The organism is Roseivirga sp. (genome assembly GCF_034669765.1).
Taxonomy (GTDB): domain Bacteria; phylum Bacteroidota; class Bacteroidia; order Cytophagales; family Cyclobacteriaceae; genus Roseivirga.
Map to the genome: position 1 here is coordinate 339,600 of NZ_JAXMOQ010000002.1, position 13,954 is coordinate 353,553.

Here is a 13,954-nt window from a genome sequence, read left to right on the forward strand (position 1 = left end):
TTTATTTTTTTTCGTACGGCTCAAGAGTTAGCACTATTCAACGATCTTTTTAGTTTAAAGATTATAAATGAGCTATCACTGCGAAATCAAAACGTAGATGAACTGAATCTTCCGTTTTTAAAATGAAAATTTAAAAAATGAACTTAAATAGCACAATGAAAAAAGTATACTACCTCTCTACTTGTTCTACTTGTAAACGAATTATGGACGATTTAAATCTATCGGATTTCGAGAAGCAAGACATTAAAACAAATGCCATCACTGCTAATCAATTGGATGATATGAAGGAAATGTCAGGTACTTATGAATCGCTCTTCAGCAGAAAAGCAATGAAGTTCAGGTCGATGGGCCTCAACGAAATAACTTTGGAAGAAAAGGATTACCGTAAATACATTTTAGAGGAATACACTTTCTTAAAACGCCCAGTGTTTATCGTAGATGGTCAGATCTTTGTAGGAAACAGTAAAAAAGTTGTGGAAGAACTGGCAGCCTTATTAAACTAAGGCTACTACCCTATTCTCTTTAACTCTTCGATGGTCGCCAACGGATCGAGTGATTTGAATACAAAGCTACCAGCCACCAGTACATCGGCACCAGCCTCCATTAGTAATGGTGCATTGGTAGCATTCACTCCTCCATCAATTTCAATCAGGGTTTTAGCATCGTTCTCGGCAATGATCTCTTTAAGCTGACGTACTTTCTTGTAAGTGTTTTCAATGAATTTCTGTCCACCAAAACCAGGATTCACAGACATGATACACACCATATCGATATCGCAGATGATATCTTCTAACAATTGAACATTGGTATGTGGGTTCAAAGCTACACCCGCTTTACAGTCGAGCGACTTAATTACTTGAAGCGTTCTGTGCAAGTGATCGCAAGCCTCATAATGTACTGTAATGGTGGCGGCTCCAGCATTTCTAAAGTCTTCTAGATAACGATCAGGCTGTGCTATCATCAAATGAACGTCCAACGGCTTTTTAGCATGCTTATTAATTGCTTCACAAACGGGCAAACCGAAAGAGATATTTGGCACAAACATACCATCCATGATATCAATATGAATCCAGTCAGCTTGACTTTCATTCAACATTTCAACATCGCGCTGCAAGTTGGCAAAGTCGGCAGCTAATACAGAAGGGGCAATTATTGGAGCGTTCATGGCCCAAATATAAGGCTAATATTTTATGATTTTCTTCTTGAAACTGGTTCTTTGACCATCGATTTTTAGAATATAGACCCCCGCCATTCTGTTGGTCATATCAATCTGAACTTTGTTGTTGTTCAATTGCGGTTCAATTTGAAAGTTATTGAGTTGCTGCCCATTCATGTCCACTAAACTCACACTAACCGATTCACTCAAAAAGCCCTCAGGAAAAACAAGGTTAATGAAACTGTCAGATGTTGGGTTAGGATAAATCAGCACTTGATTTTCTAGCGACTCAGGTACAAAAGCCAACTCATAAGCCTTTGTGTAATTGGGGATGCCATACCCTATTTCATTATCTGGAGTATCGAATTGATGGGCACTTCGTCTGATTAAATCCAGTAACTGAAGGTTGGTCAACGTTGGGAATGCTTGCCAAAGACAAGTAGCAAAACCCGCCATCACAGGTCCAGAAAATGAGGTGCCATTTTGAAATGCAATGTCTCCAGTGGCTGTAATCACAGCTGTTCCCTGACCCAAAGCACTTACATCTGGTTTTACCCGATTATCTGCGGAAGGACCAAAACTGCTAAAACTGGCCCTAAAACCAGCGCCATCTACTGCCCCGACAGACAATACGTTTTTGCTATCGGATGGAGCGGTGATAAAATGCCAAACTTTATTCCCTTCATTACCTGCACTATTGATGAGCGCAATTCCTTTGGTGGCTGCTATATTTGAGGCTTTGGAAATGACAGTCGTTTCACCGTCCATATCACTATAAGCATAACTCATAGTAGCATCATCAAACTCACTGTATCCCAGTGAAGTATTGATCACATCAACACCGGTACTGTCGGCCATTTCCGCGGCAAATAACCAATTGTATTCTTCTACCCTATATTCCCCTGCTGCTTCGGTAACACATAAAATATAGTTGGCTCCTGGTGCCGTACCGACATAGACATTCGCTTCATCAGCTGCTAGAATAGACAGAACCCTTGTGCCATGTGATTCACTATTTTCAATTTGAGTGGTATTGGTCACAAAATTCTTTTTCACCATAATTCTATTGGAAGTGATTAAAGGTTGCAGCGCCCCAATTTGACTCATGTTCTGAAAGCCGCCATCAAATATTCCTACCAACATCCCCTGTCCTTCAAAACCTTCATCATGCATTTGATCAATGCCTAGCATACTGTTTTGAAAGTCTGCCGCTCCTCCGTCTTCTAGTTTACCATTGGCTTCACTCCCGCCCGCGCCACCTGAAGGTATTTGGCCTGGAGCCACATATTCAATCCTTTCAACAAAAGTTAAAGCTTGAACTAGATTTACCTCTACGGTTTCCATTTCAACCAAAACCCCATTCATCCATTTAGTACGGTGTATTGCTTTGATTCCGATATTGGACAAAGCATCCACGTAAGACTGATTTACGGGAAGGTCGTTTTCAATAATTGGAATGTGCTGTTTTTGTCTGCGTTGAATTGATCTTTGCGAAAGAAATTGACTTGGGTTGCTAGTAGTGTATGGGGAGTTTGATTTGTCGGAAAAGAAAACCATGTATCGGTCTTGGGCAGAAAGCCTAAAGCCTATAAGGATTAGAATTACAATAAATTTTGCCTTCCTACTCATTTATAAAACCATGTGCATAAATGGTTTCTCTGTAAAATCGTCCTGATTCGATTTTCTCTTCACCTAGGCATTCTTGGCGAGAACAGATCTTTACCACATTATAAAGCTTAGAAATTAAGCCAATACTATCTGCATAAATCTCCCTTCTAATATCTCTGAAGGTAATTCCATCTTCATCATTTTCCTGTTCAATGGTCATGGTAGAAGTAGTCTCCAAGTCATTGTTTACGGCAATATTGGTTAACACGTCAAAATTCAAAATCTTAAATTGATCGACTGCTTTGGTATTAAAGATGTTTCCATCCCAAACACGACCCACCTGCGATGGGAAGACCATCTTAACAATAGAAATATTGTTTTCGATAGATACGGCTCTGTCCTTTTCAATTCGGGCAGTCCATACTGAATCTAAGGACCATGGTTGGGTGTCATTGGTGCGGCTTAACCTATGGATTATTCTAGACTCTTCGCCTTGGCTATTAATAAACGACTCATGTACTTCTTCTCTCAATTGGTATATGAGCGTATCACTAATGTCTACAGCCGAATATCTGATTTCTCGCACATTGTACTCTCGATATTTGTTCTCAGCCATAAAGAAATAGCTCTTTCCTCGGTCAGCATTTAAAGCGGGAATGGGGTCTTCGCCTGACTGACAAGCAGAAAAGGCCAACATAGTAATAAAGAAGAAGAGGCAGACTTTTTTCCACATAAAACAAATATAGAACTTCAATACAAACGTATTATCATAAGGCACAGTATAAAAAAATGGTACTGCAAAAACATTGCACTACCATTTCTCTTGTTTACCCAAACAAATATAAGTTTTTAACTGATACTTGTCCTTACTTTTTGGGTGTATTCACGCAAAGCGGTTTTGAAATCAACATCACCAGTCTTCATCTTTTCTAAAATAAAAATGGCTGCAAATACGTGCGTCAGCTGCTCTCCTTCATCTTCGCCTTGAATTTCTATGGCTGGCTTAAGCTCTTCCATCAAAGCCTCTTCAGCTGCCCTTAAATCTTCTAGATCCACCTCTTCAACCAATTTCTTTATAACGGGAATCTTCATTTCAATTCAATTTCGCAATGAGCTCTACCACTTGGTCTTCTTTGTTGGAAGCAATTGTCTCTATCAATGCTCCATCCTTAAAAATAGCGAAAGTAGGTAAATTAGAGACTTTCCCTAAGTTTCTTGCAATTGGACTTTCTTCGGCATCAACATCCAAGAACCTAATGCCATTAAAGCGCTCGTCTACTGAAAGTCTTTTGAATTTTGGAGAGAATAGTCTGCAGCTACCACACCAGCCTGCATAATACTTTACTACTACTTTCCCATTTTCACGAATTTCATTTTCGAAATTCGTATCGTTCGCTAATTCAACTGCCATTTTTAATCTGATTCTTTAGTAAATATGTTTATACCTCAATTCTTAAACTGTTCTAACGAAATAATCAGAAGCTTCTGAATTGTATGCAAAACAGCATTAATTCTATTAGTTTTGCCAACATTCTGAATTCAAACAATCAATTGATTATAGAGAACCTCAATAATTATGGCCTTAAAAACCTTTGTAAAAGTTAGTGGAATTAATAACCTGAGCGATGCAAGATATTGCGCAGGAATGGAAGTGGATCAACTTGGTTTTGAAGTTGAAGAAACAGCCTCTAACTACACTGATATTCATAAATTTAAAGAAATTAGTGATTGGCTTTCTGGAGTGGAATATGTTGGAGAAATCACATCCACAGGTACAGCCATCAAAACGCTTATTGAAGGTTATCAGTTAGATGCTATTCAGATAGAAAATATAGGTCAAATCTCAGAAGCACTGGAAACAGGTTTGCCTGTAAGCTTTTTAGCCCATGATATTGATTCAGTCAGGAGTGCTTGGGAAGCATCTCAAAACCAGTTGGCTTATGTTCTCCTCGATGCCTCTGAAATCGAAGAGAGTGCTTTAATGGCTTTGGCCAAAGATATCCCCGTTGTATTGGCTTCGGGCTTTGATGCTGAAACCGTCACAGAATTGGCCAAAAGTGATTTAAAAGGAATTTCCATTCAAGGTGGAAACGAAATTAGACCGGGTTATAAAGACTTTGATGAAATGGCTGATATTCTAGAAGCCCTTGAAATTGATGACCTTGCCGATGAGTAGTTTCCTTTACTAAACGCTAAAAAACTTTTTCTATATTGGCCTGAATTAATTTTTAGACCATGAAAAACTTTTTATTCGTTGCCTTATTCTCTTTTTGCTTTTTAGGCTGTACGCCTCAACCTGCTGAAGTAGTTGAAGTCCCTTCTACCACCTTTATTCTTGTGCGTCATGCTGAAAAAGGTACTGATGATCCTAGAAACCCTTCATTGAATGAAGAAGGTATTTTAAGGGCTGAAAAATTGCTAAACATGCTGTCTTCGGCTGAAGTTGGAGCCATTTATTCGTCTCCTTATAAAAGAACTAGAGAAACAGTAGCACCCCTAGCCTCTCAGCTCGGACTTGAAATTCAAGAATACAACCCTAGTGAAAACACCTTTGCAGATGAGGCTTTAAAGAGTTACCAAGGAAAGACGATATTAGTTTCTGGCCATTCTAACACGGTTCCGGGACTAGCCAATTATCTTTTGGGTGAAGATAAATTCAAACAATTGGATGAAAGCGAATACAGCAAAATCTTTATTGTTACTGTTGACACAGTAGGAAAAGCCCGTGTAATGGTTTTGAATTATTAATTGCTATTGCTTTTTGCCTCAACAGATTTGACCTGACGCAAGTAAATTAGCCCAATCAATGAGCTAAAGAGCGTGATTAGGAAAAACAATGAGGCAAAAGCCATTGCCGCATTTTGATCTAAAATAAAGAGATGGGCACCCCAAACCATTACCCCTTCTCTTACGCCCAGTCCACCGGGTAATGAAATAGGGAAGGCAGCAGCAACAGATGAAGCTAAGAATAGCGTGAAGTAGTCCAAATAACCATCAGCTACCCCAAGGCTTTTCAGCATAAGATAGGCACATAGCACTTGCAGTATTTGCGAACTTAACGATTGCAGGTTGGTGATGTGGTTTACCTTTTTAAAGGTTGGGAAAACAAACTGTACTAAAACATAATAGCAAGGGTAAGCGATGATAAGTCCTACCCAAATCAGAAAACCATAACCTTCTAAAAGGCCATAGGCTTCTCCGCCAATAAGCGCTAAAAGAAAGGCCAGAAACCCTAGTGCCACTACTCCACTGATTCGGTCGAGCAGAGTGGCGGCAATCAAACCTTTCAGTGGTGTTTTGTACTGTTTGTTGAGTAAGTATACTTTATATCCGTCTCCCCCAATACCTCCGGGTAAAACCTGATTATAGAGCATCCCAACATAGTAAAGCGTGAGATTGAAACGACTATCTAGTTCAAGCTGAATGGCCTTAAAGAAGTGATTGAGCCTGAAAGCAGCCAAGAGTTTGGAAGCGTTAAATGCAATTATGGCTAAAACAAGCCATCCAAATTTCACCCCAAGAAGTCGGTTTTTATACTCTTTTAAGTCGATTTCACCAATTACAAAGTAAATGGCGACTACGGCTATTACAACTTGAGCGGCTAGCTTAAGCCACTTATTACGCTTCTGCTTGTCCAACAAAGACTTCTTTTAAACGATAGACTTTCTTGTCTTGCGACTCATAGTAAGTACGCATCATGAGTTCGGCAATAATTCCAACGGTAATGAACTGGATTCCACCAAGCAGCATAATAGCTCCTAAAAGCAATAATGGCCTGCCCCAGATGTCTTCTCCGTAACCAAACTTTACCACCAAAAGGTAAATATTGATCATCATTCCTATGCTAAAAGTCAAAATGCCCAAACCTCCAAAAAGGTGCATTGGCTTTCTGAAATACTTTTGGAAGAAAATCATCAGCATTAAATCGGCCATTACCTTGAATGTTCGATTGATACCGTATTTAGATTCTCCGTGAATTCGGGCATGATGATTTACATCTACCTCGGTCATTTTTGCACCTTGAAGCTTGGCTAAAACGGGGATAAAGCGGTGCAACTCGCCATAAAGCCCAAGGTTTTTGGCAATGTCTTTTTTGTAAATTCTTAATGAGCAACCATAATCTGTCAAACGAACGTCTGTCAGATTTCGGATCATCCAGTTGGCAATTTTACTTGGAAACTTACGCAGGACAAAACCATCTTGACGGTTGGCACGAACACCAGCCACTACATCAAACTCGCCTTCCTCTAACTTAGCAAGCATTGCAGGAATATCGGCAGGGTCATTTTGTAAGTCACCGTCCATGGTGACAATATACTCACCTTGTGCCATATCAATACCGGCAGACATGGCGGTACTTTGCCCATGGTTCTTATTGAAAATCAAAAGCTTGGTGCGGTTGTTCGCAAAGGATTTGACATTTTTTACCGTATCGTCAGTAGAACCATCGTCTACCAAAATCAACTCATAATCAATGCCTTCTAAGGCCTCGTATTCTTTCTGACAAAGGGGAATAACGTTGTCTTCTTCGTTGTAAACCGTAACAACTACAGATAGCTTCATAGTGTATTTTTCTGTTTGCAAAATAAATGCTTTCAATCTTGAATACCTAACAGGACGTTAAGAGACTGAAAATGGTTCAAATCCATTCTTGATCATTGTGTGTGCGTTCATCCACCACTTCACCTGTATGCAGTGTAGCGGCCGGCTCAAAGAGCATTACCCAAACCTCTTCCCCGTTTTCTGTTCTGGGATTGTGCTCCACACCTTTCGGAACAATAATCATTTCTCCTTCCCTAATTGTTTCGGTTCTGTCTCTAAACTCCATGATTAACGTGCCCTTCCAAACCAAAAACATTTCGTCTTCATTTTCATGACTATGCCACACGAAATCATCTTTCAATTTCGCCAGCTTGACCAATTGACCGTTAAGCTCGCCTATTATTTTGGGTGTCCATTGGGCAGAAAACTTAGAGAATTTTTCTGAAATATTGACCTTTGTGTTTTTCATAAATTGATCGATTATATGATTAAGCCCTTTCTATGGCGTATATCTTTATCAGTTCGTTTTTACCTCTTAACTCTTCTTCGCCCAGCAGTTCTTGTACATGCCCTTTTTGATGACTGATTTTGTCGTAGTAGCATTCGGATACAAGTAAAAGGCGGTCATAATGGTTGCATTTTTCTTGAATTCGGGAAGTAATATTCATGGTATCACCGTGATAGGCAATTTCCCTTTTAATTTCGCCCACTTCGGCCACGGTTACTACGCCTTCATTGATACCAGCTTTAAAAACAGGAATCAGTCCATACTTTGTAATATAGTGGTTCTTACGCTTATTCAATTGATCTTGAAAGGCCCAAAAGGCTTTTAAACAGATGCTGAAATCCATGTCTAGTCGGGACTTCCAACTCAATACTACCTCATCCCCTACATATTGATATACTTCGGCACCATACTGCTGAACGGCCTGCAAATCAAAGAAACAATCTTGTATAAACTGACTGTATCGAATATGACCTAACGTTTCGGCTATGCTAGTAGAACTTTTGAGGTCGATAAACATAAACACCCTATTTTCTACCCGTGGCGTATAAAAATCACCTCTTAACAAACGCCATAAATTCCCATCGCCTAATGATAAGTTGATCTGTCTTAAAAGCGCCATCACAAAATTGACAAAGATGGAGTAGAAGAAGACCAAGATCGCAGAAGGGTTACTTAAGAATTGCCAAAAGTCAATGGGTTCATTAAAGCCAAACGTATACTTGATCATGAAAAATGCCAGTACAAACATTATGGACATAATGACCACATTACTAACCAAGCCAAAAAGCTCTAATCTCCAAAGCGGGATTCGTCTATATAAGTAGCGTTCGATCTTAATTTGGGTTAATCCGAACAGCACCCCAGCCAAAGGCCCGAAAATAATGATTAAGCGTAAGGCATGAACTGGCTCAGGAGTTGCCGGTGTATTTAATGTAACTCCATAGCTACGCATGATTACCCAAAAAATAATAGCAACGATCCAACCAATGATGTAATCACGTAATATCTTTAAGTTCCTTTTATTCACATCTTCTCCTTTGAAGGGGCTAATTTAAATCAGATATGTTTAAAGGCAATTTCTGAATCAAAGCAAATTGATTTGCGTTATCAAACATTTACCTCAATTGTAGGTTAAGCAATTTGTGATGTACTAATCTGATAAGCATTGCCCATTTTTTAAAAGTAAAGTATTCAAACTAATATTTAATATATTTGGCCTATGCCTCAAAGCGACACAAGGTTTAATTTGAAGACCCCATTTTTCCTTGGCACTTTGTTCTATTTTTTGATTTTATCCTGCTCAGAACCAGAGGCTTCTAATACTGTTACGCTAGAAGTAAAACACATTGAGTTGCAGAGTCCTGAAGATATTATCCCCCTAAAAGATTCATTGGTGGCTCCCCTGTTATATTCCCACATCAAAGGAATCGATACGCTGGAGGTTAACGAAAAGAAAAACAAATTCATTTCCGCAATTCTTCCAGCAATTTTGGTTGCGAAATACAGAATTGAACAAAATAGAAATAAGGTTAAAAAGCTAATAAAGGAAGAAAACTGGACCGCTCAAGACAGTACCTTTTATAATCACCTTTGCTCGGAATACGGCACCGACAACCAAACCGTTTTACTCAATCGAATGATTGTGCATCCTAACAGTATTATTTTGGCACAAGCCATTATTGAAAGTGGCTGGGGCAGTTCAAGGGTTTTTCAAGAAGCCAATAATATGTTTGGCGTTTGGTCATATAGCCTCAATGAGCCAAGAATAGCAGCAAAATTTCAAAGGGATGGTGAAACCATCTATTTGCGTAAGTATGATGATTTTGCAGATTCTATTGAAGATTATCTAAAAACGGTTGCACGAGTAAATGTCTACCGTGAATTCAGAGCGGCAAGACTAGTTACCACAGATCCATTTAAGCTAATCACCCATCTATCTCATTACTCGGAAAGACGAGAAGAGTATGTTATTGAGCTTTCCGCAATGATACGATTCAATGAGTTAACACAATTCGATAGGTATATCATCGACCCTTCTTACATCAATTTAAGTGGTACTATTCAATGAAAAAGGCTCTATACCTCATCTTCCTTGTTTTATTTACTAACGCCAATGCTGTGGCACAAGCTGTTCAGCACGAAATCACTTCTCTAGTCTACCATAGGTTTGGAGATGATCGATTCCCCTCGACCAATATAGGTACCCAAACTTTTGAAGAGCACTTAAAGTACTTGAAGGCTGAAGGTTATTCCTCTCTTACTATTTCAGAAGTAGTGGATGAAATTAACAACAGCAAAGCCATCAAAAGAAAGCTAGTGGCCATAACGATTGATGATGGCTATAAGAGCTTTTTTGAAAACGGGCTACCATTACTTAAGAAATATGGCTTTAAAGCCACATTATTTGTCAACACAGCGTCCATTGGCTATGCTGATTACATGACTTGGTCAGAAATAGCCGAAGCCCAGAAAGCAGGTGTAGAAATTGGTAATCACAGTCATAGTCATCCTTTCTTTTTAAGTGTTTCTGAAAGTACTAGAAGCGACTTTTTCAAACAAGAACTGCAAGAGAGCCAAGACCTAATGAAAGCCAACCTCAACTTCACTCCACAGGTTTTTGCATATCCTTATGGAGAGCATGATGAGGAAATGAAGATAAGGCTATCAGAAATGGGTTTTAAAGGTGCGGTGGCTCAAAACTCTGGAGTAATAACGGAGTATTCAGATAGCTTTCAGTTCCCTAGATTCCCTATGTCAGAATCGTATGGTGATTTAGATCAGTTCAAGGAAAAAATGAACATGAAGGGGCTAGCAGTCGATAAAGCAGAGGCTACAACTGCGGGAAATGGTTTTGGCCTAAGAAAACCCAAAGTCAGTCTAGAAATTATCAAAAATGACCTACTGATAGAATCAATGCAGTGTTTTGTTCAGGGTAGCACATGTGCTAAGACCATGGAGATTACATCAGATGGAAAAATAGCACTTTCAATTCACCCAGAAACAGATTTGAAAAGAAGGAGAACCCTATTCACAATCACGATACGGGACTCAAAGGGCAACTGGCATTGGTATAGTTATCTGTGGGTAATTCCTGAGGTTCAGGAATAAGGAATCACTTAATGGTTTCTAGTTCCTTAAGCAATAGCTTGTTTGCAGGATGATCATTAAAACTGTCAAACTCCAAGAAGTAGTTCCCTGGATCGAAGCCGACAAAGCCTGAATACTTACCTTCTTCGTCTTGAGAGATAGTATTATCTCTCAAGACGAAAGGTTTTTGACCTTGCGCATAGTTAAACCATCCTTCTAAGTCATTCACGATGAATCCTACGTTTACAGCGTTTTCTTTCGCATAAGAATGCATTCCCCTGCTCACGTCTACTAAACCTATATAACTGTCGTCAGTAGTCCTGTAAATCTTTGTCCAAACCTGATCTGCAGCCAATTCAAAGCCCATCACATTTTCATAGAAATTCTGGAGTGTCAGTAAGTCTTTGTAATACAACCAAGTAATTGAAGCATGAAAGCCCAAACTTGTTCCATTATGATTCGCAGACGTCAATACATCATCAGTTTTGGCTAAATAAGGAATGAAGTTTTCATTCTCTTGATCTTGTTTAAATACTTCGAATTCAAGCAAATAGCCCTCTGGATCAATGGCCACAAAGCCATCATGTGGACCTCCCTCTTTTGGCTTATAAGTGTATTTAATCTCTACCTTTTTTTCTTGTAAGTAATCATACCAATGGGCCAACTGACGGGTGAGAAAAGCTACAGCTACAGATTTGGGTTCATCGGCTGAATGCATGCCTTTGGCGGCATCAACCAGTGTAATAAATGAAGTATTAGAGATCTTTAAGATATTAGCATTGTCGTATTCTGCTACAATTGCCAAGCCCATCACTTCGGTGTAAAACTCAGTGGCCTTTTGTACATCCTTGTAATATAGAAATACATTACTTGCCTTTACGCCAAAATCCGTTAATCTGCGGTAATTGGTATTGGTAGCAATTTTATCATTAATTCCTTTGGCCGAATAGCCTAGCAAACGGCCAAGTCTTCTAGCGATTTCTTGTTTTTCTGAACCTTCATATAAGCCAGACTTCTCTAAGCTATTTCTGTCTGCCTTTAATTGAACATAAGCCTCATAACTGTTGCCCTTGTACAAAATGAGTACTTCTTTTCCTTCGGCAATTCCTGCATCGAACAAGTCGGTTTTGATCAGCTCTGTTTCACGAACGAGCTTAACACTATACTGGTCCGCTATGGCTTCTGCCTGAGGATAAAATTCATTCATTTCGGCAGTGGTCATCGGTTCACTGAAAGCAATTTGCTTTGCCCCGCTGTCCACCATTTCAGCAAAGGCAGTTAAACTCCCCAACTCCTTACTGAACTTTTCTGCATTACTACAGCCCATTAAAAAGGCGGCAATCAAGACGATGGATAATGCTTTAGATTTCATTTTTACTTTTTTGTTGAAAATAATGGAGGATGTTGCTCATCGAAGTCTGTTACATTTTGATACGCTCTGGCCAGCGCCAAAATCACCCCTTCATCGTATAAATTACCAATAAGGGTTAAACTCGTAGGTCTGTTACGTTGATCAAAACCTGTTGGAATGGCGATAACGGGATGTCCTGTTAAGTTGGTCGTCAGCAACTGGCTGCCGCGAGAAGTCTGTGAAATGATCACATCATAATCCATGAACAAAGCATTCACTTCTTCAATCAGCTGTCTTCTTTGACGATTGGCCTGTAAATACTCTACAGCAGGGATAAAACGGGCTTGTCGTAAGGAATTGGCCCTAGAACCTGAGGCTTGTTCCACCATCGCATCCACTTCACCAGAACGAACGAGGTCATCGAAAAAGGCACCCGCTTCAGAACGAAGAATAATATCGAAGACATTGAATGGATATTCGCTTGGTAGCTCAATGGCAGTAGGCGTTATTCCCATGTCCATGAACACTGCCAAAGCGGAACGAAGGTTATTTCCTGTAGCAGAAGAATCTCGATCGATGTCTTTTCTTAAATAGGCCACTCTCAGTTCGCTCGGCTTTTTGGTGGAGCGATTAAAAGGCACATTATTGGTGGTCGGGTCTTTTGGGTCTTTGCCATATATGGCATTGAAAACGATTTCGCAATCTTCGGCAGAACGACACATTGGACCAATTTTATCCATCGACCAACTTAAGCTCATTACACCATAGCGACTGACGCGACCATAAGTAGGTCTTAAGCCGGTAATGCCATTTCTAGACGATGGCGAAGTAATTGACCCTAAGGTTTCTGTGCCCAGTGAAAAGGCCACTAAACCAGCTGAGGTAGCAGAACCTGGGCCAGCAGACGACCCGCTTGCACCTTGACTTAAATCCCATGGATTTTTGGTCTTCCCACCAAACCAAACATCTCCCCTGGCCAATGAACCAGAAACCAGTTTAGCAATGAGCACCGCTCCTTGGGCTTCTAATTTCTTTACTACACTCGATGTATGATCGATCATTTGATGCTCATAAGGAGCCGCACCCCAAGTGGTTGGGTAACCTTCAACAGCCATCAAATCCTTTACGCCATAAGGAATACCATGCAATATGCCTTTGTAATTCCCTGCAGCAATTTCTAGATCTGCTTTTCTGGCTTGCGCCATGCCCAAATCCTCAGTTAAGTTGATTACACTTTCAAGCTGACTGTCATAGCGCTTAATACGGTTGATATAAAGTTCAGTAAGCGCTACTGATGTAATCTTTCTATGCTTTAAGAGCGAAGCCAGTTGCGGAAGACTATAAAAAGCAATCTCCTCTCTATTGGCTGGCAATTCCACATTTTCTGGTATCTCAAATGGGGCATTTACAGCCGCTTCTGGAAATTCAAAGCCCGCAGGATGCGGATCGAAGATCATGGATGGGAAAGTTTCAGTGTTGGTTTCGTATTTCCTAAGTGTGTCGTAACCACGCTTATTTCTGCCTAAATATTGGTACATGGTATCAATAGCAGCCTTCTCGAAGTTCATGCCCATTAATTTCTGGCTACTACGAACATCTCTTTTTGTAAAACCATACTCGTTGGTTTTACAGCCTACTGAAATTGCCAATACAGAGCATATGGCAATGATGAGTGTGAGTTGCTTTTTCATGTTTTTTTAGA

16 protein-coding genes are annotated in these 13,954 nt (G+C 39.9%); 5 read left to right on the top strand and 11 right to left on the bottom strand.

Features of this window, described 5'->3' with window-relative positions:
* Positions 1–155 precede the first annotated feature (155 nt).
* Positions 156–503, top strand: coding sequence for an arsenate reductase family protein (locus VOI17_RS04465; protein ID WP_323756042.1), 348 nt, complete (start codon positions 156–158; stop codon positions 501–503).
* 5 nt (positions 504–508) lie between these two features.
* On the opposite strand, the gene rpe is transcribed toward VOI17_RS04465, so the two are convergent.
* From rpe to VOI17_RS04490, 5 genes are all read right to left on the bottom strand, one after another.
* Positions 509–1,165 (bottom strand): ribulose-phosphate 3-epimerase, encoded by a 657-nt coding sequence (gene rpe / locus VOI17_RS04470; protein ID WP_068417363.1) that lies wholly within the window; start codon positions 1,163–1,165, stop codon positions 509–511.
* 15 nt (positions 1,166–1,180) lie between these two features.
* On the bottom strand, positions 1,181–2,785 hold the full coding sequence (locus VOI17_RS04475) for a S8 family serine peptidase (protein WP_323756043.1): 1,605 nt from the start codon (positions 2,783–2,785) through the stop codon (positions 1,181–1,183).
* Positions 2,778–3,497: a hypothetical protein gene (locus VOI17_RS04480; protein ID WP_323756044.1), complete on the bottom strand. Its 720-nt coding sequence runs from the start codon at positions 3,495–3,497 to the stop codon at positions 2,778–2,780. The genes VOI17_RS04475 and VOI17_RS04480 overlap by 8 nt, the downstream gene beginning before the upstream one ends.
* A 116-nt stretch (positions 3,498–3,613) precedes the next feature.
* On the bottom strand, positions 3,614–3,856 hold the full coding sequence (locus VOI17_RS04485) for a DUF6952 family protein (RefSeq protein WP_323756045.1): 243 nt from the start codon (positions 3,854–3,856) through the stop codon (positions 3,614–3,616).
* Between the two features lies 1 nt (position 3,857).
* Positions 3,858–4,175 (bottom strand): thioredoxin family protein, encoded by a 318-nt coding sequence (locus VOI17_RS04490; RefSeq protein ID WP_323756046.1) that lies wholly within the window; start codon positions 4,173–4,175, stop codon positions 3,858–3,860.
* A 165-nt stretch (positions 4,176–4,340) separates the two neighbouring features.
* On the opposite strand from VOI17_RS04490, the gene VOI17_RS04495 reads away from it, so the two are divergent.
* The gene (locus tag VOI17_RS04495) at positions 4,341–4,940 is read left to right on the top strand and encodes a phosphoribosylanthranilate isomerase (RefSeq protein ID WP_323756047.1); all 600 of its coding nucleotides are present in this window, start codon (positions 4,341–4,343) and stop codon (positions 4,938–4,940) included.
* Positions 4,941–4,999: 59 nt separating this feature from the next.
* Positions 5,000–5,512, top strand: coding sequence for a phosphoglycerate mutase family protein (locus VOI17_RS04500; RefSeq protein ID WP_323756048.1), 513 nt, complete (start codon positions 5,000–5,002; stop codon positions 5,510–5,512).
* On the opposite strand, the gene VOI17_RS04505 is transcribed toward VOI17_RS04500, so the two are convergent.
* From VOI17_RS04505 to VOI17_RS04520, 4 genes are all read right to left on the bottom strand, one after another.
* Complete coding sequence (locus VOI17_RS04505) at positions 5,509–6,402, bottom strand: lysylphosphatidylglycerol synthase transmembrane domain-containing protein (RefSeq protein ID WP_323756049.1); 894 nt, start codon at positions 6,400–6,402, stop codon at positions 5,509–5,511. The two genes, VOI17_RS04500 and VOI17_RS04505, sit on opposite strands and share 4 nt — an antisense overlap.
* Positions 6,383–7,327 carry a glycosyltransferase family 2 protein gene (locus VOI17_RS04510; RefSeq protein WP_323756050.1) on the bottom strand — a complete coding sequence of 315 codons (945 nt, stop codon included), beginning with the start codon at positions 7,325–7,327 and terminating at the stop codon, positions 6,383–6,385. Before VOI17_RS04510 ends, VOI17_RS04505 begins: the two co-directional genes overlap by 20 nt.
* 76 nt (positions 7,328–7,403) lie before the next feature.
* Positions 7,404–7,775, bottom strand: coding sequence for a cupin domain-containing protein (locus tag VOI17_RS04515; RefSeq protein ID WP_323756051.1), 372 nt, complete (start codon positions 7,773–7,775; stop codon positions 7,404–7,406).
* A gap of 19 nt (positions 7,776–7,794) precedes the next feature.
* Positions 7,795–8,841 (bottom strand): adenylate/guanylate cyclase domain-containing protein, encoded by a 1,047-nt coding sequence (locus VOI17_RS04520; RefSeq protein WP_323756052.1) that lies wholly within the window; start codon positions 8,839–8,841, stop codon positions 7,795–7,797.
* 192 nt (positions 8,842–9,033) lie between these two features.
* Between VOI17_RS04520 and VOI17_RS04525 the strand changes: the two genes are divergently transcribed.
* Both VOI17_RS04525 and VOI17_RS04530 read left to right on the top strand, forming a co-directional pair.
* A complete protein-coding gene (locus VOI17_RS04525; RefSeq protein ID WP_323756053.1) occupies positions 9,034–9,882 on the top strand; it encodes a glucosaminidase domain-containing protein in 849 nt (282 codons plus the stop codon).
* On the top strand, positions 9,879–10,922 hold the full coding sequence (locus tag VOI17_RS04530; protein ID WP_323756054.1) for a polysaccharide deacetylase family protein: 1,044 nt from the start codon (positions 9,879–9,881) through the stop codon (positions 10,920–10,922). Before VOI17_RS04525 ends, VOI17_RS04530 begins: the two co-directional genes overlap by 4 nt.
* 4 nt (positions 10,923–10,926) lie before the next feature.
* Here the strand turns inward: VOI17_RS04530 and VOI17_RS04535 are convergent, their stop codons facing one another.
* Both VOI17_RS04535 and VOI17_RS04540 read right to left on the bottom strand, forming a co-directional pair.
* Positions 10,927–12,273, bottom strand: coding sequence for a VOC family protein (locus VOI17_RS04535; protein WP_323756055.1), 1,347 nt, complete (start codon positions 12,271–12,273; stop codon positions 10,927–10,929).
* Between the two features lie 2 nt (positions 12,274–12,275).
* Positions 12,276–13,943 carry an amidase gene (locus tag VOI17_RS04540; protein ID WP_323756056.1) on the bottom strand — a complete coding sequence of 556 codons (1,668 nt, stop codon included), beginning with the start codon at positions 13,941–13,943 and terminating at the stop codon, positions 12,276–12,278.
* Positions 13,944–13,954: the final 11 nt, after the last annotated feature.

What these genes read in the sequence shown, in the direction of transcription:
- VOI17_RS04465 (WP_323756042.1), top strand. Translation starts at nt 156, where the DNA reads ATGAAAAAAGTATACTACCTCTCTACTTGTTCTACTTGTAAACGAATT.
- rpe (WP_068417363.1), bottom strand. Translation starts at nt 1,165, where the DNA reads ATGAACGCTCCAATAATTGCCCCTTCTGTATTAGCTGCCGACTTTGCC.
- VOI17_RS04475 (WP_323756043.1), bottom strand. Translation starts at nt 2,785, where the DNA reads ATGAGTAGGAAGGCAAAATTTATTGTAATTCTAATCCTTATAGGCTTT.
- VOI17_RS04480 (WP_323756044.1), bottom strand. Translation starts at nt 3,497, where the DNA reads ATGTGGAAAAAAGTCTGCCTCTTCTTCTTTATTACTATGTTGGCCTTT.
- VOI17_RS04485 (WP_323756045.1), bottom strand. Translation starts at nt 3,856, where the DNA reads ATGAAGATTCCCGTTATAAAGAAATTGGTTGAAGAGGTGGATCTAGAA.
- VOI17_RS04490 (WP_323756046.1), bottom strand. Translation starts at nt 4,175, where the DNA reads ATGGCAGTTGAATTAGCGAACGATACGAATTTCGAAAATGAAATTCGT.
- VOI17_RS04495 (WP_323756047.1), top strand. Translation starts at nt 4,341, where the DNA reads ATGGCCTTAAAAACCTTTGTAAAAGTTAGTGGAATTAATAACCTGAGC.
- VOI17_RS04500 (WP_323756048.1), top strand. Translation starts at nt 5,000, where the DNA reads ATGAAAAACTTTTTATTCGTTGCCTTATTCTCTTTTTGCTTTTTAGGC.
- VOI17_RS04510 (WP_323756050.1), bottom strand. Translation starts at nt 7,327, where the DNA reads ATGAAGCTATCTGTAGTTGTTACGGTTTACAACGAAGAAGACAACGTT.
- VOI17_RS04515 (WP_323756051.1), bottom strand. Translation starts at nt 7,775, where the DNA reads ATGAAAAACACAAAGGTCAATATTTCAGAAAAATTCTCTAAGTTTTCT.
- VOI17_RS04525 (WP_323756053.1), top strand. Translation starts at nt 9,034, where the DNA reads ATGCCTCAAAGCGACACAAGGTTTAATTTGAAGACCCCATTTTTCCTT.
- VOI17_RS04530 (WP_323756054.1), top strand. Translation starts at nt 9,879, where the DNA reads ATGAAAAAGGCTCTATACCTCATCTTCCTTGTTTTATTTACTAACGCC.
- VOI17_RS04535 (WP_323756055.1), bottom strand. Translation starts at nt 12,273, where the DNA reads ATGAAATCTAAAGCATTATCCATCGTCTTGATTGCCGCCTTTTTAATG.
- VOI17_RS04540 (WP_323756056.1), bottom strand. Translation starts at nt 13,943, where the DNA reads ATGAAAAAGCAACTCACACTCATCATTGCCATATGCTCTGTATTGGCA.